Below are 25,428 nucleotides of genomic sequence, written 5' to 3'. Positions count from 1 at the left end.
ATTGACTGCGTCATCACCGGCGGGCACTGCACAGGCAAGAGTCTGCACGCCGACGTGAGCGTTGACTTCCTCGACGCCGCGGTCAAGTGCATTACGGGCGGAGCAGCCGATGCGACAGTCACCGGGGCTCTCACCATCGGATGACGACGAACCTACACCAAGCGGTGAAACCATCACCCGCTTCTCCCGTGACCTGCTCCCTCTGCGGGGAATGCGCCCGCAATGTGCGCAGGGGAGCACTCGTAACTAGCCGACGACTCAGACGCTATCGGTAGCGATCCGCAGGGAACTACCGACGTCACCCACAGGACCTCGCGTCTCTTGTCCTGGTCCTCAGTCTCATCAAGGACAGGGACCCTCTGCCCCTCCTCAATCCTCCGCTCGATGCCGCGCAAATTCTCCTGCAAGCCGAAAGGTAGGACAGAGACATGACCGACGATGACCAGGCTGTGATCCTACTCGCGCACTCCGCCCCCTCAGAGGGCGCGGACCTGGCCAGGCTGGTGGAAGCCCACTTCTACGGCAAGTACCAGGTGCTGCCGGTCTCCACCCCGGCGCAGTCCGGGGTCGTGCTGGAGCGCCTGGACCAGGAGGGCCAGCGGGTGGCCGCCGTGCTCGTCGACGAGCGCCTTCCCGACGACACCAAGGAGACGCTGCTGTCGCGCGTTCCGCAGGAAGGCCGCCTGCTGCTGGCACACCGGCCCGGCGTCGAGGAAGGCGGAGTACGAAGCATCCCCCGTGCACTGGGGGAGCGGGAGGAGGACTTCTGGGTCCCGCTCCACCAGGCGCTGTACGACACCGCGACGCCGGACGACGTCAAAGCCAAGGTTCACGGAGACTGGCAGAACAGGCGGTTTTCCACGACCCTGCGGTTCTTGCTGCTGAATCTCGTCATTTGCGCGCCGGACCTGCAGCCCATTACACCTGACGTCAAGGTCGATCTGACGGTCGGCAGCCAGCAGGAGCAGTATTTCACCAATCCCACGCTGGCCGACCTGGCGGTCCCGCTGGGGCTGAAAACCTACGACTCGACGGTCAAGTATGACGTCGTCATCGTCGGTGGCGGCCCGGCGAGCCTGTCCGCGGCTGTGAACCTGGCTTCGCTGTTCCAGTTGAAGGTGCTCATCATCGAGAAGTTCGCCCTCGGCGGGGAGGCTGCCACAGCGATCAACACGATCGAGAACTACCTCGGGTTCCCCAAAGGAATCAGCGCCTACGACCTCGCCCGTCTGTGGCGACAGCACACCGACAAGTACGACACGTACATCCACCGGCTGCCGTGCTACAGCGCCAACCAGATCAAGACCAACACCACATCCGGCGGGACCACCTACAAGCTGACCGCCACACCGAACGAAGAGGAACGGGTTAGCGCGCAAACGGACATCGGACAGGACGTGACGGTCACGACCGGGGTGGTGCTGATCGCCTCCGGCCTCAAGCCACGCCGTCTGGCGTCGTCGACCCAAGCCCAGGACTACGAAGGCCAAGGCGTGTACTACGACGCCCTGCCCGGCGACACCAGCCTTTACGACCCCGCGAAAGACACGATCGCGATCGTGGGAGCCGGGGACACCGCCGGCCGCGCGGCGGCCCTGTTCGCAGCGAACAAAATCTACGTCGAGCTGCTCGTCAGGGGCGCCAACCTCAACGACATGATCCCGGAGCTCAGGGCTGCGATCAAGAAGTACGCACAGGACGGCATCATCAAAATCCGTAACAAGACCGAGGTGACCAAGGTCGCCAAGGACAACACCACGCGCAAGATGCAGCTGACATTGTCCAACGACCCCACGAATTCCCTGGAGGTGTCGGACCTATATGTCCTGATCGGCGGCCAGGCCGACACTACATGGCTGGACAACGCCGGTGTCAAACTCCAAACGACGATGGGCGAATGGCACGGCTGCGTGCTCACCGGCGCGGACGTGAGCCTGACCACCCCCTCCATGCAGAGCAGCCTCGCCGGCGTCTTCGCCGCCGGCGACGTGCGCAACGGCTCTGTCCGGCGCATCTCCGCCGCCGTGGGAGAAGGAGGAGCCGTGGCCATCGCCATCTACAAGTACTTCACAGCCAACTCCAAGGCCCTCCAAGCCGCCGAGGACACCCCCACCTCTGTCTACTTCACCCACTGTCCATGAGGCAGCCACCGATGCCTCGAAAGCGGTGACTCCTTCCACTGCGGGGCGTCGGCCGAGTGACAGCGGAATGATCCCTGTAGGACTCTGTTAGTCGATGTGATCTGGGTTTTTGTCGATCAGGCCGCGAGGCTGAGGACAAGTTGTTCGTAGTGGGAGACTCGTGTCGTGCGGGGGTTCCGGTCCACCAGGCGTCGAGACGGTAGAGGTTGAGAGCGGCCGCGGTCAGGACCTGGGCCAGAGAGGTTTTGGCGAGGCCGCGATAGCGACTACGCCGGGTGCCGGTGCGTCGCACCGCCTGCGAGATGCTGCCCTCCACCCCGGCCCTGGTGTGGTACCGCTCCTTCCACTGATCGGTCTGCTGCTCCGCCCGCCGTTGTTGGAGGAGTTCGTGCTCTTCGCGTGGCTGGAGCGGCAACTCGGCAAGGAGAGGGTGCGGTTCACTCCAATCGACCGGGCGTTCCTGGCGGCGCTGCTGCACCGGCTGCCACGGGACGTGCTCGGCAGCATACGGCTGCTGGTGCGCCCGGACACGGTACTTCGCTGGCACCGCAGCGTGGTCGCACGCCGCCACGCGGCTGCCTCCCGGACCAAGCCTCCCGGAAGCCCCCGCACTGTCCAGTCCGTCCGGTCCCTGGTGCTGCGTCTGGCGAAGGAGAATCCCGGTTGGGGCTACCGGAGGGTGCACGGTGAACTTCTCGTCCTGGGCGTGAAGGTCGCTGCGTCCACCGTCTGGAAGATCTTGAAGGAAGCTGGGATCGACCCGGCACCCGAGCGGGCCTGCAGTACCTGGGCCGACTTCTTGCGTTCCCAGGCCGATGCCCTGCTGGCCTGCGACTTCCTGGAAACAGTCACCTTGTCCGGGGCCCGGCTGTACGTGTTGGCGGTGATCGAGCACGCCAGCCGACGCATCCGGATCCTGGGGGCGACCGCGCACCCGACCTCCTCATGGGTGACGCAGGCCGCCAAGAACCTGGTCATGGACCTTGAGGACGCGGGCTGCCGGGTGCGGTTCCTGATCCGGGACCGGGACGGGAAGTTCCCCGCCCTGTTCGATGCCGTCCTTGCCGATGTGGGGATCGAGGTCGTCCTCAGCGGTGTCAGGATGCCGAGAATGAACTCGGTCATGGAGCGGTGGGTGCAGACCTGCCGGTGCGAACTGCTGGACCGGACCTTGATCTGGAACCACCGGCACCTGCTCTATGCGCTGCGGGAGTTCGAGCGGTTTTACAACGCTCATCGGCCCCACCAGGGCATCCCCAACGCCCGTCCTCTGCACCCGTTACCCGCGCCGATCACCGATCCGGACCAGATCGCCAGCCTCGACATACGAAGACGCGAGCGCCTCGGCGGCATCCTCCACGAATACCGACATGCCGCATGACCTGGGCGGATGAGATTTCCGGCAAGCGCAAGGTCGGCGACACCGCCCAGGTCCGCCAGCTCGGGACAGCGGCTGCTGAACAGACAGCCCAGCACCGGCAGGTCGTGGCCGGTGCCCAGGCGCGCAGCTGCGGCGCCTCGGGCACGTCGAGGATGTCCAGCGACGGCTGGGCGGGCAGGCCGTCGAGCGTCGTCAGGTGCACGCAGCTCCTGATGGTGAGCTGTCGGAGGGCGGTCATGGTAGGCAGCACCGACAGGTCGGTGAGGTCGCGGACGCAGCAGCAGGCGCGCGAACCCGTCCCGGTCCGACGAGTTGGTCCAGAGTTCCAGCAGCTTGTCCGACGACGGCTCGGCGATGTCGGCAAACCGGGCGGCCAGCTCCAGGGCGCCCTCAGAGCCCGGGCCCGCCATGACGGCCAGCTCACGGACCGCCCGCCAGGCCCGGGCCGCGGACGGCGGCTTCGCCGGGTCCGCCAGTAGGTCGCGCAGGAGCGTCGGCTGGGGCGTGGCGATGGGTGGGGCGAAGCGGGTGTTCATGGGGCCGGAACGCAGTGGACGCCACCGACAGGGGGTGACGGTCTGCGACCGTCATCAGGCCGGGTCGCCCAAGGGGGGCGCAGCGGTCGCAGTACCGCGCTGCCGTACGGCACGGTCCGCCGATTACGGCATATCACCGCGCCAACAGGAACGCGGCGAGCAACATGACGATCACGGAGACGCCACAGAATGCGAGGTGTGAGCGTGGGTAGTCGTACCTCTCGCGCGTCACACCCGTGTTGATCTCGTGCGCCCACATCGCGAACAACTTGCGAGTCGGGAACATGCCGATTGTCAGCCCGATGAGGGCAAACGAACACATGATGAGCATTTCGGCCAGAGCGAAGCCCAGCCGCACACCAATCGCCACCGCTCCGGCACCGCACAAAACCCAGATGAAGGGATACACCGTCCAGAATTTCTGGACGGGTATCCATCTGGCCATGGCGGAGCAGTGGATCACGAGGGCTGTGACAGCCAACAGCCACGGCCACCCCGTGGCAACAGATGTGAGCACGGACTTTCCCCCTGAGTCACTTTGGCTCCGCAGAGGCTAGCAGCGCGGTCGGTGAGGAGTGGCCGGCCGGGCTCCTGAAGGCCTTTCAGGAGGAAGACGCGGTCGCATTCCTGGCCTTCTTCGTCTGCGGCGCTGCAACGCCTGCCGGCAGACGGGCCTACCGGGACCGTCACCAGTGAACCTGCACCCGGCCCGGCCGTTTCGCACAACGCGCGCTCGCTGGAAGGCACCCCGACGGACGTCGCCCGCCTTGATGCCGACGGATACGGGCGCTATGAGGAAGGTTGAGGTCCGCAGCCTCGCTTGAGGCGGACGACGGGCCAGAAGGGGCTTGCCTTCGCGATGGTGGATTGCGCAGGTCACAGCGGACACACAGCGGGTTGAGAAGTAAGGCAAGGCTCACCTAAGCTCACATTTTGTGACAGCGACTCGCCAGGGCGCGCCCACAGGTGTGCCCTTCCGTGCCCTCAGGCACATACCTCTCTTCCTCGCCGGTCTCGGAGCCCTGGTGCTCTGCGTCGCGCTGAGCCTTGCCCTCGGTGCCCGTTCCGTACCCCTGTCCACGGTGGTCGACGCGCTGTTCGGCGGCGCCCACGGGCGCGAGGCGCTCGTGGTGACCGGGCTGCGCCTGCCGCGTACCGTCATCGGCCTCGCTGTGGGCGCCGCGCTGGGCGTCGCCGGGGCTGTCGCCCAGGGCATCACGCGCAACCCGCTCGCGTCCCCGACCACCCTCGGCATCAACGCGGGCGCCGGTTTCGCGGTGGTCGTCGCGATCTACGCGCTCAAGCTCACCAGCCCCGCCGAGTACCTGTGGTTCGCGTTCGCCGGGGCGGCGGGCGCCGCCCTCTTCGCCCAGGCGCTGGCCCGCCGCGCCGGGGACATCGATCCCGTCCGGCTCGCGCTGGGCGGCACGGTGCTCCAGCTCGTGCTGCTTTCCTGGACGTCGGCGGTGATGCTGCTCAATCAGCGCACGCTGGACGAGGCCCGATTCTGGCTCGCCGGGTCACTGTCCGGCCGAACCTTCGACGTGCTGTGTCCGGTGCTGCCCACCCTGGTACTCGGCCTGGTGGTCGCGCTGGCCGTCTCCCCTGCCCTCAACGCCCTGGCCCTGGGGGACGACTCGGCGCAGGCACTCGGTGTGCCGGTGGCCCGGATCCGGCTGGCCGGTGGCATCGCGGTCGTCCTGCTCGCCGGCTCGGCCGTCGCCGTCGCTGGGCCAGTCGCCTTCGTCGGCCTCGCCGCGCCCCATCTCGTACGGCCCCTGCTCGGCGGCGACCACCGCCTGCTGGTGCCCGGCTGTCTGATTGCCGGCCCGCTGCTGCTGCTCGCGGCCGACGTTCTCGGCCGGATCGTGATCCGCCCCTCGGAGCTGGAGGTCGGCATCGTGACCGCCTTCCTGGGCGCGCCTCTGCTCGCCCTGCTGGCCCGGAAGGTGGCCCGATGACCACCGCCGCCGTGCCCGCTCGTACGACGTCCATGTCCCGTGGTCGTATGCGACGCCGCGTCCTGCTGTACGCCGCCTCCGGAGTCGCCGCGCTGCTTGTGCTGCTCACCGTGTCGCTGACGACGGGCGAGATGCGGATTCCCGCGGTCACCGCGCTGCGGGCGCTGGTCGGACTCGGAGATCCCGGGGACGTACTCGTGGTGCAGGAGTTCCGGGCGCCCCGGGCCGTGGCGGCGATCGTCGCCGGTGCCGGACTGGGAGCGGCGGGCTGTGTGCTGCAACGGCTGTTCCGCAATCCCTTGGCATCTCCTGATGTCATGGGCGTGACAGGCGGGGCGTCGCTGGGCGCGGTCGCGCTGATCGCCGCGGGTGCCTCGCAGACGCTGATACCGGTCGGGGCCCTGGGAGGAGGCCTCCTCGCCGCGCTGCTGCTGGGCGTGTTCGCCTGGCGGTCCGGGCTGGCAGTGACCCGGCTCGTGCTCACCGGACTCGCCGTCCAGGCGGGCCTTGCGGCGGCCGTGAACCTGATGATCGTGCGTTTCCCCGCCGAACTGGCCGGATCGGCGCTGCAGTGGACCACCGGCTCCTTGTACGGGCGCACGTGGACGGAGGTGTGGGGGGCCGGCGGTGCCATGGCGCTGGCGCTCGCCGTCGCCTTCATCCTGCACCGCCGACTGGCCGTGCTCGACCTCGGGGACGACTCGGCGGGCGCCCTCGGCCTCAACACCTCCGCCGCGCGCCTCCAACTCCTCGTCGTCGCCGTTGTGTTGGCCTCGCTCGCCGCCTCGCTCGCCGGGCCGGTCACGTTCGTGGCATTCGCCGTGCCCCACATCGTGCGCTTCGTCACCGGCCCGCCCACCTCCGCGTCCCTGGCACTGGCCGGCCTGACCGGAGCGGTCCTGCTCCTTGCCTCCGACCTGGTGGTCCAGCACCTGCTGCCGATCGAGGGACTGCCGGTCGGCGCGGCAACCGCCACGCTCGGCGCTCCCTGGCTGCTGGTGCTGATGTTCCGACAGAGCTCGCCCGTCCCCAGGAGCCGCATGTGACGGGCGTACATCAAGCCTTGCCCCACCGTTCGCAGGAGCCGACCATGACCGCCACCAACCAGCTCCGCGCCCAGAGCCTCGACCTGCGCTACGGCGACCGGCTCGTGGTCGGCGGCCTCGATCTGACACTGCCCGGCGGTGTCGTCACCGCGATTGTCGGCCCCAACGCCTGTGGCAAATCGACCCTGTTGCGTGGTCTGAGCCGACTGCTGGCCCCGGCCTCCGGTACGGTCATGCTGGACGGCACGGACATCCACCGGATGTCCGCCCGCGCGCTGGCCCGCCGGATGGGCCTGCTGCCGCAGCAGCCGGTCACCCCTGAGGCCATCACCGTCGAGGCTCTCGTGCGGCTCGGTCGCTACCCGCACCAGCGGCTGCTGAGTCCGTGGTCCGCCACCGACCAGAAGGCGGTGGACGAGGCCCTGGAGCGCACCGGCACCTCCTCACTGCGGGACCAGCCCGTCGACCGGCTCTCCGGCGGCCAGCGGCAGCGCGCCTGGATCGCGCTGGCGCTGGCGCAGGACACCGAGTTGCTCCTGCTCGACGAACCCACCACCTTCCTCGACCTGCGCCACCAGCTCGACGTCCTCGACCTGGTCGCCGCCCTGCACACCGAGGCGGGCCGCACCGTGGTGATGGTGTTGCACGACCTCGGACAGGCCGCCCGCTACGCGGACCACATGGTGGTCCTCAAGGACGGACGGCTGGCCGCCGTCGGCGCCCCCGCCGACGTGCTCGACGCGGAGTTGGTCAAGTCCGTGTTCGACGTGGACTGCCGGGTCATTCCGGACCCGGAGACCGGCACCCCGCTGGTCGTCCCGAAAAGCAGCGCGGTGCGGCACTCCGCCGCGTCCGCGTGAACCACACCCGTTACGGGCCCTACGAGAAGGACCACCCTCATGTTGAAGCGCTCTCCCCAGCGCGGATCGGGCCGGCTGATCGCCGTGCTGCTCTCCGTCGTGCTCGGTACGGCCGCGCTGGCCGGCTGCGGCGGCGAGTCCCCGTCCGACGACACCGACACCGCGAAGGCCGCCGCCTCCTCCGGCGGATTCCCGCGCACCCTCAAGACGGTGATGGGCGACGTGAAGATCCCGTCCCAGCCGAAGCGTGTCGTCGTCCTCGACACCGGTGAGCTGGACGACGTCACGCTGCTCGGCGTCGACCCCGTCGGCGCGGTCGCCCCGCACTTCAAGACCGAGGGTGGCTTCCCGAACTATCTGAAGGGCGAGTTGAGCGGCACCACGGACGTCGGCCCGCTCCTGGAGCCGAACCTGGAGAAGATCGCCTCGCTCAAGCCGGACCTGATCCTGTCCTCCAAGGTCCGTCACGAGAAGATCCACGACAAGCTCAACGCCATCGCCCCGACCGTGTTCACCGAGACCACCGGCGGTGTGTGGAAGCAGAACCTCGAGGTGCATGCCAAGGCGCTCGGCCTCGAGAAGGAGGCCGCGGCCAAGGTCGAGGAGTACGAGAACCAGGCCAAGGCCCTCGGCGAGGCCATCAAGAAGAAGGACGGCGGCACCATGCCGACCGCGTCCGTGGTCCGCTTCATCGCCGGTCCGACCCGCCTGTACCAGTCCAACTCCTACAGCGGCGTCGTCCTGAACGACATCGGCTTCAAGCGCCCGGCGTCCCAGGTCTCCAACGATCCCGCGGTCACGATGAAGGACGTCAGCCCCGAGCAGATCGACCGGGCCGAAGCCGACCTGATCTTCGTCACCACCGCCGACACCCCGGACAAGACCCAGAAAAAGGCGGTCACGTCCAACCCGGTCTGGAAGGACCTCTCGGCCGTCAAGAACGGCAAGGTCTTCACGGTCCCGGACGAGACGTGGATGTCCGGCATCGGCGTCCAGGCCGCGGAGCAGATGCTCAAGGACGTGGCCAAGGCCACCGGCGTCCAACTCCCGAAGAAGTAACCGCCGCTGCCCCGGAGCGGGGCGCCGCGTTCCTCGCGCGCCCCGTCTCGGCCGCACCTGGCCATCTTCGGACTCGCCGCGGCACGCGCCAATTCCTCCAACCGCCACTGGTCGACGTGACGGGCCTGTCCTCGGACACCGAGGAGCACAAGGACGGCAACCTGCTGATCGGCGCGGCCGCGCGAAACACCGCGGTCGCCGAGCATCGTGCCGTTCGCACCCGCTACCCAGTGCTCTCCCGCACGATCCTGGGCGCCTCGTCCGCCTGCGTCGCCACGCATCCGTCGGACATGTGCGTGGCGCTCGCCGCGCTCGACGCGGTAGTGCGCCTCCAGGGAGCCGGAGGCACCCGCACACTGCCGCTGACGGAGCTGTACCGGCATCCCGGAGATCATCGCGAGATCGAGACGTTCTGGAACCGGGCGAACTGATCACCGCGGTCGAACTGTCCGCGCCGGCACCGGTGCCCTCGGCTTCTCAGGCCTGGTCCGCCTCGTCTGTCGCGTGGGGCAGCAAGGGGAACAGCCTGGTGATGAGAGCCACTGGGCGGGCGTCGTCCGGTCGGGCCAGGGGACGTTGTTCACGGTCTTGGTAGGGAGCGAGCGCGCGCCGGATGGCGTCCGCGACCCGGCCCATCTCATCGGGTGTCAGATACGCAACGGCACTGAAGGCCTCGTCGCGGAGCCATTCGGCTGGCGCCTGGTCCCGTTGGTCGAGCCATCGCTGCCAGCTCTCGTCCTCCAGCCCGCGGGCGAGGTCGCCGAAGTCCTCCGTGGACGGGTCGGCAGCAGGGGTCGGCTGCCGCAGGCGCCAAGGACGAGCGCGGCCCCCGCTGTGAGGGGCTTCTTCGATGTGCCCGTGGCGCGCGAGCTGCCGCAGGTGGAACGAACAGAGCCCGGAGCTGTAGCCCAGCCGGGCGGCCGCTTCGGTCGCCGTGACGGTGCCGACTTCGGCGAGCAGGTCCAGAAGGGCTGTGCGGACCTCGTGCTCGCGCAGCCCCTCACCGGCCTGGAGGGACTGGCTGGATGGAAGGTTGAGGTCTTCTTCAGTCACTTTGCAAAGTCTGCTACTTTGCAAAGCACTTGGCAAGAGTGATTGTTCGGAGGCTTCAGGGCCACGGTGACGTCTGTGGCCTGTGCGGCATGCCCAGCAGAGGAGACAGCAATGTCTGTTCGTCACGACCGGTCTCGTGCCGACGACCGGCGAGTCCGTGTCCAGGGCCGCCCTGTCGACTCGTATGCGGCTCTGTCACCGGAGGCGGAACGAGGTTCGGTGCGCCGGGTCACGGTGGTCGGTGAGGAGGTGCTGAGCCGTCCGTGCCGGGAGGTGACCGAGTTCGGAACGGCGGAGTTGTCGGCGTTGATCGACGACATGTTTCTGACCATGTATGTGGCCGACGGTGCCGGCTTGGCCGCCAACCAGGTTGGCGTCGATCTGCGCCTGTTCGTGTATGACTGTCCGGACGACTACGGGATCCGGCATGTCGGCCATCTCATCAACCCGGTTCTCGACCTGCCCGGTCCGGGTGGCCGCCGACTCGTCGACGACGTCGAGGGCTGCCTTTCCGTGCCCGGCGCCGCCATGGCGGTTCCCCGCACCGATCGCGCCGTAGCTCGCGGATTCGACAAGGATGGCAGCCCTCTCCTCATCGAGGGGACGGGTTACTTCGCCCGATGTCTGCAGCATGAGACCGATCACCTCCTCGGGCACACATATCTCGACCGACTCTCCAAGCGGGACCGCAAGGACGCGTTGCGGCAGATGGAAGACCGCCGCGAGGATGTCTTCGCGCAACGCGCGATCAAGGCCGCCAACCTCGGCCGGTGAGATCCCGGCTTCCACCCCACGGCGGGGCAAGCAGGCGATGTGGTGCGCGGCGATGCGGCGACCGGCTTTCGGAAGACGCTGTGTCAGAGCCGCGCGAGCGCCCTCTCCCTCGCCTCCCTCCCCCGTGGTCCCGGCAGCACGAGCTGTCCATCGGTGACGAGCAGGAAGCGCTCCAGCCCCGGAACCAGCACGTTCACAACGGCCAGGTTCTCGGTGGCGTACGGCGTCCACCGCATGACGTTCAGCCCGTGACCGGTCAGGGCCGCCAGCAGCGCGTCGAGATGCTCGCGCGGGGTCGGCGGCGCCGGGCGGTCCCCGAAAGGTACGCGTATCGCGCCGCTCAGGGCGGGCCCCAGGTCGCCGAGGTAACAGGCGTGCAGTGCGGGATACGGCCCGGTCCAGTCCCGCCGGGGCGGCAGCAGCCGGGCATACGAGGGGTTCGTCCGGGCCAGTGCGAGGGACAGGTCGACCTGGATCACCTCGCTCAGCGCCCGGTGTGCCGCATAGAGCGGCGACAGCGACGCACCGCAGCCGCGTACCCGCGCGGGCTCGCCCGGGGCCGGTTCCACGAAGACCAGGTACGTGGGGATGCCGAGGTCGCTCGTCATGTCGATGAGATGGACGGGCCGGCCGACGGCTGTCTCGGCGGTGTCCCTCAGGTCCCGCAGGTCCGGCGGCAGGCTCGCCGGGTCGACCACCCTCAGCCGTGGGGCACGGCCCCGGGTCAAGAACTGTTCGACGAGCAGCAGCGAGAAGGCGTCCCGCTCGACGGCCTCGTTCACGGCGTGGACCGTCGCCTCCACCACGTCGGTGCCGGCCGCCCAGCCGTTGTTGGAGGAGTACCGCCCGATCGCGGTGTAGTCGTAGGTGTCACCCGCGGCGTGCCGCGCCGCCTCGTGGTCGCTCTCGATGAAGTCGGGCATCGACAGGAACACGGGCACCGCGACCTCGGCTGCGGCATCCGGCCGGCCGAGGGGCTGGTAGGGGGCGCAGGCCAGCGGCCCGTCCGGGAGGTCCGCGAGCAGCGCCACCGCACCATCGCCGCGCAGCGCGGCGTCTGAGGCGACGTCGTGGGCGGCGCGGGCCACGAAGGTGTCCGCAGCCGGCCCGGCGAGGCCGACCACGCTGCTGAGATGGTGCTCCAGCGCCTCGAACACCGCGCCGACCCGGGCCGCCTCACGGTCGCCCTTGCCGAGACCGAAGCCCTGGTGCACGGGGCTCCCGCCACGTTCCAGTACGCAGGACCACGTACCGGGGCTGCCTTCCCGCAGCGCCTTGACGCGCGTGTCCAGGCCGAGTTCGGCGGCCGCGGCCAGGCCGCGAGGGTAGGCGTCCGAGAGCGGCAGCTCCCGCTCCCCCGCCTGCGGCGGCTTCACGGGGCGATCGGTGTCCACTGTGGTCATTGCCCGCCTTCCTTCATCGTGCCGAACTGCCCGGGCCCGGCCCTGTCCGGAGCCACCGCCACACGGTTCCGTCGTGCGCCTGTGCTCTCGCACGGGCGGGTGGGCGCCGCCGTCCTGTCGGCGCGCGGCGCCCACCGCCCCCGTTTCACCTCGTCTCGACGCAGGTCAGGACTCGGTGCTCTCGTCAGCGGTCGCCAGGTCGGCGAGCATCTGCTCCTCCTCGGGAGAGAGCACGACCTGCTCCGTCCGGTGCGCCTTGATGTCGACGATGCCCATAGCACATCCCTTCTCGCTCATGAGTTGACTCCGGCCGCAACGCGACCGGCGTACGGTCGGCCAGACCATAGGACCGAGCCCGAGCCCCTGCAGTGCGGCAGATCACGGTGGCCGATAACGGCGCGTGAGGTTTGACGATCATTCACGGCCGGCCGAGGCGCGCCGCCTTTCGTGATCGCCCGTCTCCGGCCTCGCCCGGCTCCCGTCGCCACCGTCCACGAACACACTGTGTTTCACACTTACTGACGATCACAATCACACCATCATGCGGTCAGGTTGGCCGGATTCCGTGCCCGGTACCGCCAGGAGCCTGCCATGGCTCGAGGTGGTTGAGGCAATATTTCACAACGTTGTACCGTCGGCGTGCTGATGAGATCACTCCGAACCACGATCGGGTTCTACACGCACCACCCCACCAGTTCAGTCCGGAACCCTGGTGATCATGTATGCGTTGGACCGCTTGAGCCTTCGAGTGAGGAGTGACCGCATGGCGACACCATTGGACGAGATCACACGTACTTGGCTTCAGGAGCCCAGGTTCTGGCAGATGGCCACCCTGAACCCGGACGGTTCGCCGCAGTTGACACCGATGTGGGCCGACCTGGAGGACGGCCAGATAGTGATCAACACCTCGGCCGGCCGCGTCAAGGAAGAGAACCTGCGGCGTGATCCCCGCGTATCGCTGTGCTGCATGGATACCGAGAACCCGTACCACCGGGTGGAGATCCGCGGCCGCGCCGTCCGTTTCGTGGCGGGAGAGCCTGCCGTGCACGTCATGGACCGGCTCGCGCAGAAGTACCTCGGCACGGAGACGTTCCCTTGGCTGATCCCCGGCGAGGTGAGAGTGGCGGTCTACATCGAGCCGTACCACGTCCACCGTGTCGTCGGTGTGGAGAAGTTCCGGCCTGGAGTACTGCCTCAACCGTGAGCGTCGACGTTCGCAAGGTATCGCGCCCGAGCGAGGCGGATCCGGGCGAACCACTTCGCGTGCTGCCGGATCTGCCGTTCCTGGTAGTCAGCCTCGGTCCGCCACCAGATGCGGACCAGAGATGCGCGGCGCTTGCAGGTGACATCGGCGCGAGCGGTGTCGATCTCGGCCTGCGAGGGGGCTGTCCCGCTCCACCCGGGGTCGTTGTTGGCGGCCATCGGGTCCGGGTAGTGGAAGCCCATGGCTCGCATGCAGGCGCTCCAGCGGGCGAACGCCTTCGCTACGTCCGGATGGCGTTGGGAGCGCTCGTAGGTGTCGGCCGAGATCCGGTCCAGGCGGCCGAAGTCGACCTTGGGCACGTTGCGCAGCAGTTCGCGGTCCGCCTGCTGCTCGCAGCCCGATGTGCCGTCCTTCCCGTAGGCGGCTGCTCGCTCCTTCGGGGTGAGTCCTCCCTCGCGCCGGGCGATCCATGCCTCGGCGGCCTCGGAGTGAGGATCGGGCAGTGGGTGGTATCCGTAGCGCTTCGCGGGCTCCGCCTCGATCAGCCCGTAGCGACCACGGTTCGGCCAGGACTCGGCGTCCCGCCCGGGAAGCCGGAGCCAGTGGAATCCCTTGCGTGTCATGCAGGATTCGATCAGACGGTCCTGCGCCACCGCGATGCGTGCCGCCTGAGGCCCGTCGAGGGTGTAGGCGTCGAGGGGAAGGACGAGGTCTTTCACCTCCCGCGTGGGGGCCGGGGGCCGGGGCGTGGGCTGCGCAGGGCCGCTGCCGGCCGGGTCGGCTCCGCCGCTGGAGCATCCGGCGGCGACCAGGCACACGGCGGCTACGGTGGCCACGGCGGCCGGGCGAGCACGCATCTCAATCAGCTCCCTGGGGAGCCGGGGCGCCCCGCGTTGCGTGGCGCGTGAGAGCCCCGGCGGAGTTTGGTGTCAGTTACACCACTTGTACAGGGAGCTGGTCTTGTACTTGACCTTGTTGTTGGCCAGGTTGGCGTCCCAACTCCACGGGTTGAGTGTGGTTTTCCGGCCGCGGTTCCAGTAGTCCGTCCACAGCGTCCAGTAGCAGCCGCGGGTGAGATTCTTCACCGAGCGGATGTGGTCGTTGACCTTTCCCCCGTTGTTGAACCGGTTGTCGGACAGCTTCATGTCCGACTTGCAGAACTTTTTGTAGCCACCGGTGTAGTTCGTGTACTGGTACGCGTGCAGCGGCGCGGGGCACGCCGCCGACGCGGTCGCGGTGCCGCGTGCGTGGTCCGGTGCAGCGGGGCTGGCGCCCGCCGTCGGCGCCAGGAGAAACGCGCCGGCGACCGCCAACGCCCCCGCGCCCAGCCCAAGCCTCATCTGCTGCCTCATAACAGGTTCGCCCCTTTCTTCATGAGCCGACACGATCGGCCCGATATGATCCTGCCGATCGGGCCGACCGGATGTCATGCGCGGTGGGCGACAGCTGCTTAGCACTGCGTGCCAGCCTTGTGGCGCGGAGCGGGCCTGCGCACAGCACAAGCGGCGCGGTGATCCAGCTGTCCTGGTCCACGTCCGCGCCGGGAGCGACGTCGAAGAGACTCAGTGCACGCGTACCAACAGCCTTTTCAGGCCGCGCAACGTGCTGTTCAGCACGGGCTCCGCCGCCACGATCTCGAATCCGCGCACCTGGGCGAGCAGAGCGTTGATGATGGCGTGCATCTCGATCCGGGCCAGCCCCATGCCGAGGCAGGCGTGCTCCCCTCTGCCGAAGGCCAGGTGGTCCGACGGCCGGCGTTGCACATCGAACCGTTCCGCGGCGGGGTACTTGCGGTCGTCCCGGTTCGCCGAGCCGTAGAGAAGCATGACCCGGGACCCGGCGGGCAGGACCGCACCGCCGACCTCGTGGTCGTCGGTCAGGAACCGGGTGAAACGCTGGACGGGTGACTCCAGTCGCAGCACCTCGTTGACCGCGTGGGGGACGAGCGAGGGGTCCGCGCGCACCAGGTCCCATTGCTCGGGATGCCTGGCGAAGAGGTACACCGCGCTCGAGATGCCGTACTTGGTGGTGTCCAGGCTGGGAGCGATGTAGTCCAGCATCATTCCCGGGCACTTCTCGGCCGGAATCTCCCCTCGTTCCGCCGCCCGGTACAGCTCCGACGCCCAGCTGCCTTCCCGCAGTGTCTCCAGCGAGCATTCGCTGGCGGCGAATTCCGCCATTTCCTGGAGCTTGGGGAAAGCGGCGAGCGTGCGCTCGTTCAGCGGCCCTTGAGCGTCGAAGGTCGCCGAAGCCCATTCGAGCATGCGGGTGCGGCCCGCCTCGGCGAGGCCCACCCGCTTCGACACCACGCTCAGCGGAAGGTGTTCGGCCAGCTCCGTCGCCGCGTCGAAGGTGCCCTGGCGCACCATCCGGCGGACGACGAGATCAGCCTCCTCCTCGATCTTCGGCGTCAGCTCCCGCAACGCGTCGAACCGCAGCGGTCTGCCCAGCACCTTGCGCATCTGCGTGTGCTCCGGCGGGTCGCTGCACAGCGTGATGCCCTCCAGCATGGTGTTGATCTCGTCATTGACCATCACGCCTTTGGCGGAGGAGAACGTCTTCCAGTTCGAGGATGCCTCTCTGACCTCCTCGTACCGGGGAAACACGTATATGCCGAGGCGCGTGAGCCGGCTCACCGGCCCGAGTTCACGCAGCTGCCGGTACAAGGGGTAGGGATCACGGAGCGCGGATTCCGCGTAGAGATCGATACTGCTCTCGGGTACATCGTTCACCGTCGCCGCCCCTCATATGACTGAACACACGGTTTGGAACCGTAACACACCGTGTGCCACTCGCAGTTGACCGAGATCCAGGTGCCACAGCGAGGTTGCATCTCTCCCAAGGGCTTGACCGGAGACGAAGCGGCTCCTACATTCCTCACACCCTCGAGGTAGATCGATTAACCACTCGTTAACCGCCTGGTTGGAGACACCCCGCAGTGCACTCACCGCTGACTAGGCGCGGCTTCCTCGCCGCCGGTTCCGGCCTCGCCGCCACGACCGTCCTGCCTGCCCTGTCCGGCTGCTCCCTGGTGGCCGCGGCGGACTCCGATCCCGATACGCTCGTCGTGCACAGCCAGCTGGGCACCACCGCCCCGGGATCGCCCACCTACCTCGCGGCTCTGGACCGTTTCCGCAAGGAGAATCCAGGACTCAAGGTCAAGAACCTCATCAACGGCGACGACCTCGCGCAGGTCTACGAGACCTCGCGCCTGGCCCGCAAGGAGCCGGACGTCGTGATGGTCAACCTCTACGACAAAACGCTGGCGTGGACGGACGTGGGCGCCACCGTCGACGTCAAGGACTACCTGGACGACTGGGGGCTGCGCGAGCGGGTGCGCCCGGAGGCCCTCGCCGCGTGGACCGACGCCAAGGGGAGGCTGCGGGCCTTCCCCTACTTCGCCACGAACTGGCCGATCGCCTACAACAGGGCACTGATGGACCGGGCGGGCGTCGACGCGATACCCACCACGGGTGACGGGCTGATCGCCGCGTCCCGCAAGCTGCGCGCCAAGGGGATCGCGCCCGTGACCGTCGGCGGGAACGACTGGACGGGGCAGAAGCTGCTCGCCCAGATCATCCAGACCTTCCTGACCGAGGACGAGGCCAGGCACGCCTACACCACCGGGGACTTCGGCAGCAGGGGTGCCCGGGAGGGTATTGAATACTTTGCGACCCTGCGGGACGCGGGCGTCTTCGCCGACAAGGCGCAGGGCCTCACCTCGGACCTGATGACCACGCAGTTCAACACGGAGTCCGCGGCGATCGAGTCGGCGATGTCATCGGCGCTGGCGAAGGTGCCCGAGAAGGTCGCCCGGCACACCGAGGTCGGCGGCTGGCCGCTGGCCGACGGCGCCGTGCACGACAAGCCCACCATCCTGCGGACGTTCACCCTGATCGGGTTCTGGATCAGTCCGAACGGCACCAAGAAGATCGACGCCGTCGAGAAGTTCCTGCGCTTCATGTACCGCCCCGACACCGTCTCCCGGTTCATCAAGGAGAGCGGCCGCGACATGGCGCTGCGCTCCGACACCGTCAGCACGGACTTCCCGCTGGTCGCCGCCGCGCAGAAGCTGGGCTCCGATGTGAGCCAGGTGTTGTTGCCCGACGTCTACGTCCCACCCGCCGCCACCCAGCCGCTGATCACCGCGACCAGCACATCCTTCACCCGAGGCACCAGCGCCGCGAAGGTCCGCGCCGCGCTCGAAACCGCGTACCGCTCCGCGTGACCCGCCCGCCCGCTCGCTCATCTCCCGAGCCCGACCTCACGGAAGCCACCTCATGACGACGCTGACGTCGACCCCGGGCGGGGCCGCGGTCCGCCACCCCGCTCCGCCCTCCGCCACGCCCCGTTCACGCAACGCCCGACAGGGCGGCACGATCCTCGCCGTCCCCGCGCTGATCTGGTACGCGATCTTCATGATCGGTCCGGTGATCGCCATCTTCGTGATCGCCGCCCTGCACTGGCCGGGAATGCTTCAGCCGGTGTCCTTCGCCGGTCTCGACAACGTCCGCACGGTCCTGGACGACCCCGTGTTCTGGGACGCGGTGAACAACACCGCCGTCCAGTTGGCCGTGGCGCTGCCGATCATGATCGTATGCGCCTATATGCTGGGCTACTACGTCGCGCAGAAGCCCCCTGGACACCGTGTCATCCGCTATCTGCTCTTCATCCCCGGCCTGATCTCCACCCCCGCGAAGGCCATGGTGTTCTACGCGGCACTGTCCCCGGACGGGCTGGTCAACGGCGGGTTGCAGTCCGCGGGGCTCGGTTCGCTCACCGACGCCTGGCTCGCCTCGCCCTCGACGGCTCTGGCCTGTCTCATCGCCCTGGACGTGTGGAGCGGGATCGGCTTCACCGCGGTCCTGTTCGCCGCCCGGCTCGACAGCGTCCCGGACGAGCTCGGCGAGGCGGCGCAGCTGGACGGGGCCGGGCACTGGCGGACCATGTGGCGCATCCACTTCCCGGTGATCCGCGACTATGTCGGTGTCGTCACCATGCTTCAGTTCCTGTGGACCCTCTTCGGCTCGGCACAGCATGTCCTGCTGCTCACCCAGGGCGGTCCCGGCAGTTCGTCGACGACGCTGTCGTTCCTCGTGTACCAGAAGGCGTTCATCGCGGCCGACCTGGGTTACAGCCAGACCGTCGGCGTCGTCCTCTTTCTGGCCGGGCTCGTCGGGCTGCTCGCCATCCGCCGTGTGTTTCGCCAGAACTACTGATCGGAGCGGCTCACCATGAAACTCGGCAAACGCTGGCTGCCGGCACACCTCCTGGTGTGGACCTACGCGGTGCTGCTGATCGTGCCGCTCTACTACTTCCTCGCCTCCGCGTTCAAGAGCAACGAGGAGATCTTCGCCCACCCCTTCGCGCTGCCGGACTCGCTCGGCTTCGGCAACTTCCGCACGGCCTACAGCAGCGCCTCCCTGGGCCCGGCCATCGTCAACTCGGCGCTGGTGACGGTCCTTTCGCTGGCGCTGACCCTGCTGCTGGCGCTGCCCGCGGCGTTCGCCCTCGCCCGGTCGACCGGACGGCTGGCCTCGGCGGTGGAGAAGGTCTTCTCGCTCGGCTTCCTGATCCCGACGTTCGCGGCGCTCTTTCCGACGTTCCTGCTCGCCGCGGCCACCGGGCTGTTCCACACACAGCTCTTCATGGTCCTCTTCCTGCCCGCCACGGCGATGCCGCTGTCGGTGGTGATCCTGGTGCAGTTCATGCGGACCATCCCGAGGGAGATGGAGGAGGCCGCCCGGATGGACGGGGCGTCCACCTACACCGTGCTGCGCCACATCTACACGCCGATGTGCCTGCCCGGCATCGCGACCGTGATCCTCCTGAACTTCCTGACGTTCTGGAACGAGTACCTGTACTCGCTCGTCATCATCGGCCCCGACCCCGACCAGCGCACCGTCCAGGCGGCCCTGCCCACACTGAAGGCGGTCATCGGCACCGACTACGGCGTTCTCACCGCGGGCACGGTGCTGACCCTCATCCCCGTATGGATCGTCTACACGGTGCTCCAGAAGCGCATGCAGCAGGCGCTCATCAGCGGGGCGGTGAAGATGTGAGCGTGCCCACCGGGAAGCCGGTCCGCCGGCCGACCATCAAGGCGGTGGCGGCCGCCGCCGGGGTGTCGACGGCGGCCGTGTCCCAGGCTTTCCACGGCAAGGGCCGACTGTCGGAGCCGACCAGGCAGCGCATCCTGGACACCGCGGGGGAGCTCGGCTGGTCGCCGAGCGCGCCCGCCGCCGCCCTGCGCAACGCCCGCACCCGCACCCTCGCGCTCGTGGTGCGGCGTCCCACCGATGTGCTCGGCGCCGACCCGCACTTCAGCGAGCTGATCACCGGTATCGAAGGCGAACTGGCGCCCCGCGGCTACGGCCTCCTGCTGCATCTGGTCGCCGGGGCACAGGAGGAGAACGCCCTCTACCGGCAGCTGACCGCCGAAGGCCGGGTCGACGGAGCCGTCCTGACGGACGCGCGCACCGACGACTCGCGCCCCGCCCTGCTGGCCCGCCTAGGCCTGCCCGCCGTGCTGCTCGGTCCCCCCGACCGTGCCGCCGGGGTGCCGAGCGTCGGCATCGGCCACCAGGGCGCCGCCGTCGAGGAGGTCGTCCGCCACCTCCTCGGCCTCGGACACCGGCGCATCGCCTATGTGGCGGGCCCCGCCGACCTCCAGCACACCCGGCTGCGGGGCGGTGTCTTCGAGACGGCCCTCAAGGCGGCCGGTCTGCGGCCCTACGCGGTCCTGCACACCGACTTCACCGAAGTGTCCGCCGTGGCCGCGACCCGGGCGCTGCTGGACACCGCCGACCGCGCCACGGCGATCGTCTACGCCAACGACTCCATGGCGGTGTGCGGCATCGGCGCCGCCCAGCGCGGCGGTCTGCGCGTCCCCGACGACCTGTCGGTCGTCGGCTATGACGACCTGCCGCTCGGCCGCTGGCTGCACCCCCGGCTGACCACGGTCGACCAGCAGGTACAGCGGGTCGGCGCGGCCGCCGCCCGGCTGCTCCTCGCCCGCTGCGGCGAGGATGTCGAGGAGACGGTGCTCGACGACCGGCCGCGTCTGGTCGTCCGGGAATCCACCGGACCCGCCCCTGTCTGATGCCCGCAGCGCTCGCGCTGCCACCACGACCGGCAGATTTACGGGTACCCCGCACCCCCACACCGCACCACGAGATCCGAGAAGGACCATGCGACGCCACAGCGCCCAGCTCACCCACCACCCCGCCGTCCTGCCCTGGCTCGGCGCCAACTTCTGGTCCCGCACCGGCGGGCCCCTGATGTGGCGCGACTACGACCCGAAGACGGTCCGGGCCGAACTGCGGGTGCTGTACGAGCACGGCCTGACGATGACCCGGTCGTTCTTCTACTGGCCCGACTTCCATCCGCAGCCCCACCGCATCGACGAGACGCTGTGCGAACACTTCCGCGACTTCCTCGACGCCCACAGCGAGACGGGCATGGGGACGGTACCCACCTTCATCGTCGGACACATGTCGGGCGAGAACTGGGATCCGGCCTGGCGCGGGGGCCGCGATCTGTACGAGGACGTGTGGATGGTCGGCCGCCAGGCGTGGTTCGTGTCCCAGATGACCCGCCGCTTCAAGGACCACCCGGCGGTCACGGGCTGGCTCATCACCAATGAGATGCCGGGATACGGCCGCGTCTACCAGGTGGATCCGCCCTCCCCCGATGTGGTGACGGCCTGGGCGCAGGCCATGTGCAACGCCGTGCGGGCCGCCGGCGGCACCCAGCCCGTCTCTCTCGGTGACGGCGCGTGGGGCATCGAGGTCACCGGCCGCGACAACGGCTTCTCGCTGCGCGAGACGGCCGAGTACGTCGACTTCGTCGGCCCGCATGTGTACCGCTCCGACACCGACCGGCCCCGCCAGCACCTGCGCGCCGCCTTCGAGTGCGAACTGGCCTCGGTCACCGGGCACCCCGTCGTACTGGAGGAGTTCGGTCTCTCCACGGACACGGTGTCCGCCGGGAACGCGGCGGTCTACTACCGGCAGACCCTGCACAACTCCCTGCTCGGCGGAGCGACGGGCTGGATCGCCTGGAACAACACCGACTACGACGATCTGTGGGACCGCTCGCCGTACGACCACCACCCCTTCGAGATGCACTTCGGCATCACCGACAGCACCGGGGCTCCCAAGGCTCCGCTGCTCGAACTCGCCGAGTTCGCCGAGGTGTTGGGGGCCGTGGACTTCACCCGCTGCCGACGCGCCGACGCGGACGCGGCGCTGGTCGTGCCCGCCTTCCTGGAGCGCGGCTACCCCTACAGCAGGCCCGCCGACCGACCACTGATCTTCACTTCCCTGCACCAGAGCTATGTCGCCACCCGCGCCGCCGACCTGCCGGTGGGCTTCACCCGGGAGGCCGACGGCCTGCCCGGCGACGCGGCCCTGTACCTGCTGCCGGCCACCCGTCAGCTCACCACGCGCACCCGGCGCGAGCTCGAACACCGCGCCCGCGAGGGCGCCACGGTCTACCTCTCGTTCTGCTCCGGCGAGCACCCCGGCACCCGCGGCCCGTGGTTCGACGACCTGGACGGGCTGTTCGGCGTCGAGCTGCAGCTCTCCTACGGTGTCGCCGAGCCCATCGAGGACGAGGTCCTGGAGATGACGTTCACCGACGACTTCGGCGGGCTGACCGCGGGAGACACGCTGCGCTTCCCCGTCGCGGGCAACGAGGACAGCCGGGCATATCTGCCGGTCCTCCCCCGTGATGCCCGAGTGGTCGCCGTCGACGCGCACGGCCGGCCCGCCCTCCTGGTGCGCGACACCGGAGACGGCCGCACCGTCCTGGCCACCTATCCCCTGGAGCACATGGCCGCCCGCACCGCCCGGGTCAATCCCGAGGACACGCACCGCCTGTACGCGGCGCTCGCCGATGTCGCCGGAGCCCGGCGGCCGGTGACGGTCGACAGCCCCCACGTCGGCGCGGACGTCCTCGTCCACGAGGACGGGCGCCGCTTCGTGTGGCTGGTCAGCCAGAGCCCCGAGGAGCTCGACGTCCGCCCCGCCGCCGACGGCACGCTGCACGACCTCGCGTCCGGCGCGCCGACCGCGGATGTGACGCTCGCCCCGTACGGTGTCCGTGTTCTGGAGCTGAAGTGACCGATCACCTCTACCGCGACCCGTCCGCGCCCGTGCCGGAGCGGGTCCGCGACCTGCTGGCGCGCATGACGCTGACCGAGAAGGTGGGCCAGGTCAATCAGCGCATGTACGGCTGGCACGCCTACGAGCGCACGGCCGACGGCCACCGGCTCACCGACGCCTTCCGCGCCGAGGTCGCCGCGTACGACGGCATGGGAGCCCTGTACGGGCTGCAGCGGGCCGACGCGTGGTCAGGCGTCGGCTTCGCCGACGGCATCACGGCGGCGGACGGGGCCCGGGTGGCGGACGCGGTGCAGCGGCACGTCATGGAGAACACCCGGCTGGGGATCCCGGTGCTCCTCGTCGAGGAGGTCCCTCACGGCCACCAGGCGCTGGACGGCACGGTGCTGCCGGTCAACCTCGCCGTCGGCGCCACCTGGGACCCCGAGCTCTACGAGGCCGCGGCGGCCGCCGCCGGCGCGGAGCTGCGGGCACGGGGCGGTCACGTGGCGCTCGTCTCGGCCCTCGACCTGGTGCGCGACCCGCGTTGGGGCCGTGCGGAGGAGTGCTTCGGCGAGGACCCGTATCTGGCGGCCCGGCTCACCGAGGCGTTGGTGCGGGGCATGCGCACCGCCGACGTCGCCGTCGTGCTCAAGCACTTCGCCGGACAGGGGGCCACCGTCGGCGGACGCAACAGCGCGGCCACGGAGCTGAGCGCCCGTGAGTTGCACGAGATCCATCTGGCGGCGGCCCGGGCCGGCGTCCGAGCCGGCGCCGCCGGGGTGATGGCGGCCTACAACGAATTCGACGGCCTGCCCTGTGTCGCCAACCGGGCGCTGCTGACCGAACTCCTGCGGGATCAGTGGCGGTTCGACGGAATCGTGATGGCGGACGGCGGCGCCATCGACCGTCTGGTCCGGCTCACGGGAGACCCGGTGGCCGCGGGTGCCCTGGCCCTGAACGCCGGATGCGATCTCAGCCTCTGGGACGCCTGCTATCCGAGGCTTGCCGAGGCGGTGGCGCAGGGGCTCGTAGCGGAGCAGACCCTCGACACCGCCGTGGCCCGGGTCCTGACCCTGAAGTTCCGCCTGGGCCTCTTTGAACAGCCCTGCTCTCGTGGCGCGGCGCCTCGGGAACAACGCTCCGATCCGAGCGAGCTGAGTGAGCGCATAGCCCGCGCGTCGATCACGCTGCTCGCCAACGACGGAGGAGTCCTGCCGATCGCATCACCGCCCCGCCGGATCGCCGTCCTCGGCCCGAACGCCGACTCGATCGCCCAGCAGATCGGCGACTACACCGCGCCGCAGCGGCCCGGCTCCCACCACATCACGGTCCTGGACGGCATCCGGTCGGCCGCCGCGCCGGACACCGAGGTCACCTACGCACGGGGGTGTGATCTGGTGGGCGGCGACCTCTCCGGTGTTCCGGAGGCGGCCGCGCTGGCGGCAGCGGCGGACCTCGCGGTGCTCGTCCTGGGCGGGTCCAGCGCCCGGTCGGGCGACACCACCTTCGACTCCAACGGCGCGGCCGTCGTCACCGCCGCCAATCCGGTGGGCATGACCTGCGGAGAAGGCGTCGATCTGGCCGATCTACGGCTTCCCGACGGGCAGTTGGCGCTTCTGGACGCGGTGGCGGCCACGGCAGTGCCGGTCATCGTGGTGCTCGTGCAGGGCCGTCCGCACGCCGTGCCCGACCTTCCCGGCGCCGCCGGGGCCGTGCTGAGCGCCTGGTACCCGGGCCCGTGGGGCGGACGGGCCGTCGCCGACGTGCTGTTCGGCGCGGCCGAGCCCGAGGGGCGGCTGCCGGTGTCGGTACCGAGGTCGGCCGCGCAGCTGCCGGTGTTCTACAACGCCAAGGATCACGGGTACCGCGGCTATGTGGACCAGCCGGCCATTGCCCGATACGCCTTCGGCCACGGCCTGTCGTACACCACCGTCACCTACGCACCACCACGGCTGTCACGCGCCCGCGTGACCCCGGACGATCCCACCCTCACCTGCCGGGTCACCGTGCACAACACCGGAGAGCGGCCGGTACGCGAGACGGTCCAGCTCTATGTACGGCGGCAGTCGGGAGGGTCCTCGTGGCCCCGCACACGCGAGCTGCGCGGATTCGCCCGCCTCGACCTACGCCCCGGAGAGGAGGCCGACGCCGTGTTCGAGATCAACGCCGACACCCTCGGCTCCGTCACCCGGGACCTCGGCCTTGCCGTCGAAGCCGGAGAACTCCTTCTGGAAACCGGGTCCTCCTCCGCCCGGACGCAGGGGGCGAGGCTGGTGATCGCGCGCCCAAGCTGATCGCCGAGCTGATCGCCCCCTTTCGCCGGGGCCGTCCGGTGATCTCGCCCTCGAGAGCGGACTCCAGCAACCGCTTCGTCAGCTGCTGGAGCAGGTCGCCCTCGCCACTCGACGTTCTCCGTTACGCGTAGAACCGGGAGACGCTCTGCAGCACACAGGCCGGCTTCGGCGCGTCCTCGATCTCCACGGTGCCGTCGACGGTGATCTGGACGCCGCCCGCGATCTCTTCGACCTCCGCGAGTCGGGCGACTAGGCGGATGCGGGAGCCCACCTTGACCGGGGAAGGGAAGCGGACCTTGTTGAGGCCGTAGTTGACCTTGGTGGTGACGCCCTCGACCTCCAGCAGCTCCGTGAACATCGGGATGAACAGCGACAGTGTCAGGTAGCCGTGGGCGATGGGGGCGCCGAAGGGGCCCTCCTTGGCCTTCTCGAGGTCGACGTGGATCCACTGGTGGTCACCGGTGGCGTCGGCGAAGGTGTTGACGCGCTCCTGGGTGACCTCGATCCAGTCGCTGGTGCCCAGGTCGGTTCCGGCCAGCTTCTTCAGCTCGTCCAGGCCGTTGACGGTGATGCCCATGTATGTCTCTCCGCTCGCTGAGGGTTCGCCGA

At 69.1% G+C, this 25,428-nt stretch carries 23 protein-coding genes and 2 pseudogenes; 15 read left to right on the top strand and 10 right to left on the bottom strand.

Annotated features, from left to right (window positions below; translation table 11 throughout):
• Window positions 1–428 precede the first annotated feature (428 nt).
• Entirely contained in the window at window positions 429–2,141 is a 1,713-nt protein-coding gene (locus ACWY4P_RS52775) for an FAD-dependent oxidoreductase (protein WP_456207943.1), read from the top strand.
• A gap of 169 nt (window positions 2,142–2,310) precedes the next feature.
• Here ACWY4P_RS52775 and ACWY4P_RS52770 read toward each other — a convergent pair.
• A pseudogene (locus ACWY4P_RS52770) lies at window positions 2,311–2,559 on the bottom strand (transposase); the annotation flags it as partial.
• Here ACWY4P_RS52770 and ACWY4P_RS52765 point away from each other — a divergent pair.
• Complete coding sequence (locus ACWY4P_RS52765; protein WP_456207942.1) at window positions 2,530–3,522, top strand: integrase core domain-containing protein; 993 nt, start codon at window positions 2,530–2,532, stop codon at window positions 3,520–3,522. The pseudogene ACWY4P_RS52770 and the gene ACWY4P_RS52765 overlap by 30 nt on opposite strands.
• A 669-nt stretch (window positions 3,523–4,191) precedes the next feature.
• On the opposite strand, the gene ACWY4P_RS52760 is transcribed toward ACWY4P_RS52765, so the two are convergent.
• Window positions 4,192–4,503: a hypothetical protein gene (locus ACWY4P_RS52760; RefSeq protein ID WP_456207941.1), complete on the bottom strand. Its 312-nt coding sequence runs from the start codon at window positions 4,501–4,503 to the stop codon at window positions 4,192–4,194.
• Between the two features lie 523 nt (window positions 4,504–5,026).
• On the opposite strand from ACWY4P_RS52760, the gene ACWY4P_RS52755 reads away from it, so the two are divergent.
• The 5 genes from ACWY4P_RS52755 to ACWY4P_RS52735 all read left to right on the top strand — a co-directional run bounded on the left by ACWY4P_RS52755 (window position 5,027) and on the right by ACWY4P_RS52735 (window position 9,415).
• Complete coding sequence (locus ACWY4P_RS52755; RefSeq protein WP_456213349.1) at window positions 5,027–6,019, top strand: FecCD family ABC transporter permease; 993 nt, start codon at window positions 5,027–5,029, stop codon at window positions 6,017–6,019.
• Entirely contained in the window at window positions 6,016–7,065 is a 1,050-nt protein-coding gene (locus tag ACWY4P_RS52750; protein ID WP_456207940.1) for a FecCD family ABC transporter permease, read from the top strand. Before ACWY4P_RS52755 ends, ACWY4P_RS52750 begins: the two co-directional genes overlap by 4 nt.
• Before the next feature lie 44 nt (window positions 7,066–7,109).
• Complete coding sequence (locus tag ACWY4P_RS52745) at window positions 7,110–7,925, top strand: ABC transporter ATP-binding protein (protein WP_456207939.1); 816 nt, start codon at window positions 7,110–7,112, stop codon at window positions 7,923–7,925.
• A gap of 39 nt (window positions 7,926–7,964) precedes the next feature.
• On the top strand, window positions 7,965–8,984 hold the full coding sequence (locus tag ACWY4P_RS52740) for an ABC transporter substrate-binding protein (protein WP_456207938.1): 1,020 nt from the start codon (window positions 7,965–7,967) through the stop codon (window positions 8,982–8,984).
• Window positions 8,985–9,100: 116 nt separating this feature from the next.
• Entirely contained in the window at window positions 9,101–9,415 is a 315-nt protein-coding gene (locus ACWY4P_RS52735) for an FAD binding domain-containing protein (RefSeq protein WP_456207937.1), read from the top strand.
• A gap of 46 nt (window positions 9,416–9,461) precedes the next feature.
• On the opposite strand, the gene ACWY4P_RS52730 is transcribed toward ACWY4P_RS52735, so the two are convergent.
• Entirely contained in the window at window positions 9,462–10,037 is a 576-nt protein-coding gene (locus ACWY4P_RS52730) for a helix-turn-helix domain-containing protein (protein ID WP_456207936.1), read from the bottom strand.
• Window positions 10,038–10,148: 111 nt separating this feature from the next.
• Between ACWY4P_RS52730 and def the strand changes: the two genes are divergently transcribed.
• Window positions 10,149–10,811 (top strand): peptide deformylase, encoded by a 663-nt coding sequence (gene def, locus ACWY4P_RS52725; RefSeq protein WP_456213348.1) that lies wholly within the window; start codon window positions 10,149–10,151, stop codon window positions 10,809–10,811.
• Window positions 10,812–10,894: 83 nt separating this feature from the next.
• Here def and ACWY4P_RS52720 read toward each other — a convergent pair whose 3' ends face one another.
• A complete protein-coding gene (locus ACWY4P_RS52720; protein ID WP_456207935.1) occupies window positions 10,895–12,214 on the bottom strand; it encodes a YcaO-like family protein in 1,320 nt (439 codons plus the stop codon).
• A 165-nt stretch (window positions 12,215–12,379) separates the two neighbouring features.
• Window positions 12,380–12,511 carry a hypothetical protein gene (locus tag ACWY4P_RS52715; protein ID WP_456207934.1) on the bottom strand — a complete coding sequence of 44 codons (132 nt, stop codon included), beginning with the start codon at window positions 12,509–12,511 and terminating at the stop codon, window positions 12,380–12,382.
• A 466-nt stretch (window positions 12,512–12,977) separates the two neighbouring features.
• Between ACWY4P_RS52715 and ACWY4P_RS52710 the strand changes: the two genes are divergently transcribed.
• A complete protein-coding gene (locus ACWY4P_RS52710) occupies window positions 12,978–13,418 on the top strand; it encodes a PPOX class F420-dependent oxidoreductase (protein WP_456207933.1) in 441 nt (146 codons plus the stop codon).
• Here the strand turns inward: ACWY4P_RS52710 and ACWY4P_RS52705 are convergent.
• The 3 genes from ACWY4P_RS52705 to ACWY4P_RS52695 form a co-directional block, all read right to left on the bottom strand.
• On the bottom strand, window positions 13,409–14,275 hold the full coding sequence (locus ACWY4P_RS52705) for a hypothetical protein (protein ID WP_456207932.1): 867 nt from the start codon (window positions 14,273–14,275) through the stop codon (window positions 13,409–13,411). The genes ACWY4P_RS52710 and ACWY4P_RS52705 overlap by 10 nt on opposite strands.
• Before the next feature lie 72 nt (window positions 14,276–14,347).
• The gene (locus ACWY4P_RS52700) at window positions 14,348–14,758 is read right to left on the bottom strand and encodes a hypothetical protein (protein ID WP_456207931.1); all 411 of its coding nucleotides are present in this window, start codon (window positions 14,756–14,758) and stop codon (window positions 14,348–14,350) included.
• A gap of 222 nt (window positions 14,759–14,980) precedes the next feature.
• The gene (locus ACWY4P_RS52695; protein WP_456207930.1) at window positions 14,981–16,150 is read right to left on the bottom strand and encodes a cytochrome P450; all 1,170 of its coding nucleotides are present in this window, start codon (window positions 16,148–16,150) and stop codon (window positions 14,981–14,983) included.
• A 206-nt stretch (window positions 16,151–16,356) separates the two neighbouring features.
• Here ACWY4P_RS52695 and ACWY4P_RS52690 point away from each other — a divergent pair, with 206 nt between their 5' ends.
• From ACWY4P_RS52690 to ACWY4P_RS52665, 6 genes are all read left to right on the top strand, one after another.
• A complete protein-coding gene (locus tag ACWY4P_RS52690; RefSeq protein WP_456207929.1) occupies window positions 16,357–17,646 on the top strand; it encodes an ABC transporter substrate-binding protein in 1,290 nt (429 codons plus the stop codon).
• Between the two features lie 52 nt (window positions 17,647–17,698).
• Window positions 17,699–18,637, top strand: a complete 939-nt coding sequence (locus ACWY4P_RS52685; protein ID WP_456207928.1) for a carbohydrate ABC transporter permease — start codon at window positions 17,699–17,701, stop codon at window positions 18,635–18,637.
• Between the two features lie 15 nt (window positions 18,638–18,652).
• Window positions 18,653–19,480 carry a carbohydrate ABC transporter permease gene (locus ACWY4P_RS52680; RefSeq protein ID WP_456207927.1) on the top strand — a complete coding sequence of 276 codons (828 nt, stop codon included), beginning with the start codon at window positions 18,653–18,655 and terminating at the stop codon, window positions 19,478–19,480.
• Window positions 19,477–20,520 carry a LacI family DNA-binding transcriptional regulator gene (locus tag ACWY4P_RS52675; RefSeq protein ID WP_456207926.1) on the top strand — a complete coding sequence of 348 codons (1,044 nt, stop codon included), beginning with the start codon at window positions 19,477–19,479 and terminating at the stop codon, window positions 20,518–20,520. Before ACWY4P_RS52680 ends, ACWY4P_RS52675 begins: the two co-directional genes overlap by 4 nt.
• A gap of 88 nt (window positions 20,521–20,608) precedes the next feature.
• A complete protein-coding gene (locus ACWY4P_RS52670) occupies window positions 20,609–22,543 on the top strand; it encodes a cellulase family glycosylhydrolase (RefSeq protein WP_456207925.1) in 1,935 nt (644 codons plus the stop codon).
• Entirely contained in the window at window positions 22,540–24,819 is a 2,280-nt protein-coding gene (locus tag ACWY4P_RS52665) for a glycoside hydrolase family 3 N-terminal domain-containing protein (RefSeq protein ID WP_456207924.1), read from the top strand. The genes ACWY4P_RS52670 and ACWY4P_RS52665 overlap by 4 nt, the downstream gene beginning before the upstream one ends.
• A 37-nt stretch (window positions 24,820–24,856) precedes the next feature.
• Here ACWY4P_RS52665 and ACWY4P_RS52660 read toward each other — a convergent pair.
• Together ACWY4P_RS52660 and ACWY4P_RS52655 are read right to left on the bottom strand one after the other, a co-directional pair.
• Window positions 24,857–24,928: pseudogene (locus ACWY4P_RS52660) on the bottom strand (transposase); the annotation flags it as partial.
• Window positions 24,929–24,940: 12 nt separating this feature from the next.
• Window positions 24,941–25,396 carry a MaoC family dehydratase gene (locus ACWY4P_RS52655; RefSeq protein ID WP_456207923.1) on the bottom strand — a complete coding sequence of 152 codons (456 nt, stop codon included), beginning with the start codon at window positions 25,394–25,396 and terminating at the stop codon, window positions 24,941–24,943.
• Between the last annotated feature and the right edge of the window lie 32 nt (window positions 25,397–25,428).

Source organism: Streptomyces sp. LZ34, from assembly GCF_053890475.1.
Note: the sequence above shows the minus strand (reverse complement) of the source record. Positions and strands in the feature narration are given on the sequence as shown.

Bases quoted from the DNA above. Each gene is read 5' to 3' on its own strand.
- ACWY4P_RS52775 (WP_456207943.1), top strand. From the start codon at position 429: ATGACCGACGATGACCAGGCTGTGATCCTACTCGCGCACTCCGCCCCC.
- ACWY4P_RS52750 (WP_456207940.1), top strand. From the start codon at position 6,016: ATGACCACCGCCGCCGTGCCCGCTCGTACGACGTCCATGTCCCGTGGT.
- def (WP_456213348.1), top strand. From the start codon at position 10,149: ATGTCTGTTCGTCACGACCGGTCTCGTGCCGACGACCGGCGAGTCCGT.
- ACWY4P_RS52740 (WP_456207938.1), top strand. From the start codon at position 7,965: ATGTTGAAGCGCTCTCCCCAGCGCGGATCGGGCCGGCTGATCGCCGTG.
- ACWY4P_RS52680 (WP_456207927.1), top strand. From the start codon at position 18,653: ATGAAACTCGGCAAACGCTGGCTGCCGGCACACCTCCTGGTGTGGACC.
- ACWY4P_RS52655 (WP_456207923.1), bottom strand. From the start codon at position 25,396: ATGGGCATCACCGTCAACGGCCTGGACGAGCTGAAGAAGCTGGCCGGA.
- ACWY4P_RS52705 (WP_456207932.1), bottom strand. From the start codon at position 14,275: ATGCGTGCTCGCCCGGCCGCCGTGGCCACCGTAGCCGCCGTGTGCCTG.
- ACWY4P_RS52710 (WP_456207933.1), top strand. From the start codon at position 12,978: ATGGCGACACCATTGGACGAGATCACACGTACTTGGCTTCAGGAGCCC.
- ACWY4P_RS52670 (WP_456207925.1), top strand. From the start codon at position 20,609: ATGCGACGCCACAGCGCCCAGCTCACCCACCACCCCGCCGTCCTGCCC.
- ACWY4P_RS52720 (WP_456207935.1), bottom strand. From the start codon at position 12,214: ATGACCACAGTGGACACCGATCGCCCCGTGAAGCCGCCGCAGGCGGGG.
- ACWY4P_RS52700 (WP_456207931.1), bottom strand. From the start codon at position 14,758: ATGAGGCTTGGGCTGGGCGCGGGGGCGTTGGCGGTCGCCGGCGCGTTT.
- ACWY4P_RS52745 (WP_456207939.1), top strand. From the start codon at position 7,110: ATGACCGCCACCAACCAGCTCCGCGCCCAGAGCCTCGACCTGCGCTAC.
- ACWY4P_RS52715 (WP_456207934.1), bottom strand. From the start codon at position 12,511: ATGAGCGAGAAGGGATGTGCTATGGGCATCGTCGACATCAAGGCGCAC.
- ACWY4P_RS52760 (WP_456207941.1), bottom strand. From the start codon at position 4,503: ATGGCCAGATGGATACCCGTCCAGAAATTCTGGACGGTGTATCCCTTC.
- ACWY4P_RS52685 (WP_456207928.1), top strand. From the start codon at position 17,699: ATGACGACGCTGACGTCGACCCCGGGCGGGGCCGCGGTCCGCCACCCC.